The sequence below is a fragment of the Priestia sp. P5_B4 genome (assembly GCF_056400385.1).
In genome coordinates this window covers 1-1,453 of sequence record NZ_JBFULJ010000925.1, presented here as the reverse complement: position 1 = coordinate 1,453, position 1,453 = coordinate 1, and the positions used below count along the sequence as shown (strand labels likewise).

Genomic DNA, 1,453 nt, shown 5'->3' with positions numbered 1-1,453 from the left:
GGTGCAAGCTCTGGCGTATCAATTGCAAAAGGTCAATTAAGCAACTCTGATTATTAATAAATGACAGCAGGTTAGTACTAACTAACCTGCTGTAAACTAAGCAAAGGATGATGACTGTGGAGCCAAAACAATTAATAGATGAAGCAATCGCAGCAAGCAAACAAGCACATGTACCATATTCTCACTTCCATGTTGGTGCAGCTCTTTTAACAACCGATGGGAAGATTTATCGTGGATGCAATATTGAAAACGCTTCCTATGGATTGACGAACTGTGCTGAGCGAACGGCAATCTTTAAAGCTGTTTCAGAAGGGGACAAACAGTTTTCAGCTATTGCAGTTGTAGGAGATACGGACGGACCAATTTCTCCTTGCGGCGCATGCAGACAAGTATTAGCTGAGTTCTGTGATGATCACACACAAATTATCTTAGCAAACCTAAAAGGAGATTTTGTGATTACCAACATCAACGAAATCTTACCGGGCTATTTTTCATCAAAAGACTTACAAAAATAAGTAAGCAGTGGAGGATACTATGAAATATTTAATTGGCATCTTAGGGTTACTCGTTGTCTTTGGATTAGCGTATCTTGCAAGTAATAACCGTAAAGAAATCAAATATAAACCAATCGTTATTATGGTTGTGATTCAAGTTCTTTTATCAGCTTTACTTCTTAACACAAAGTTTGGTTTGATTATTATCAATGCGATTGCCAGCGTTTTTGGAAAGTTGCTTTCATACGCAAACCAAGGAGTAGAGTTCGTATTTGGAGGMATTGCGAACAAAGGATCAATGCCGTTTTTCTTAAACGTGCTGCTTCCGATTGTTTTTATCTCTGTCTTGATTGGGATTTTACAGCACTTTAAAATCCTTCCGTTCATTATGAAATGGATTGGCTTAGTTCTCAGCAAGATTAACGGAATGGGAAAATTAGAGTCTTATAACGCAGTAGCTTCCGCGATTGTAGGTCAGTCAGAAGTATTCATTACTGTTAAAAAGCAACTAGACAAACTGCCGCCAAATCGTTTATATACGCTTTGTGCATCAGCTATGTCGACTGTTTCAATGTCAATTGTCGGTGCTTATATGACAATGATTGAACCAAAATACGTAGTAACAGCAATCGTTATTAACTTATTTGGCGGATTTATTATTTCTTCTATCATTAACCCTTACACAGTAACGGATCAAGAAGATATTTTAGAGGTACAAACAGGTCATAAGCAAACGTTCTTCGAAATGCTTGGCGAATACATTATGGATGGATTTAAAGTAGCAATTATCGTAGGTGCGATGCTAATTGGTTTCGTTGCGCTGATGGCTGCGATTGATAACGTGTTTGAAATGTTATTTGGTCTATCGTTCCAGCATCTTCTTGGCTATGTGTTTGCACCGTTTGCATTCATCATGGGTGTTCCTGCTTCAGAAGTTGTGGCAGCGGGTGGAATTATGG

General features: G+C 38.4%; 2 protein-coding genes. Both read left to right on the top strand.

The annotated features are described in order from the left end of the window. Positions 1-116 precede the first annotated feature (116 nt). Entirely contained in the window at positions 117-515 is a 399-nt protein-coding gene (locus tag AC1DRF_RS27530) for a cytidine deaminase (protein ID WP_013057475.1), read from the top strand. Positions 516-534: 19 nt separating this feature from the next. Continuing rightward, a partial coding sequence (locus AC1DRF_RS27525; protein ID WP_477742250.1) for a NupC/NupG family nucleoside CNT transporter occupies positions 535-1,453 on the top strand: 919 nt, incomplete at its 3' end.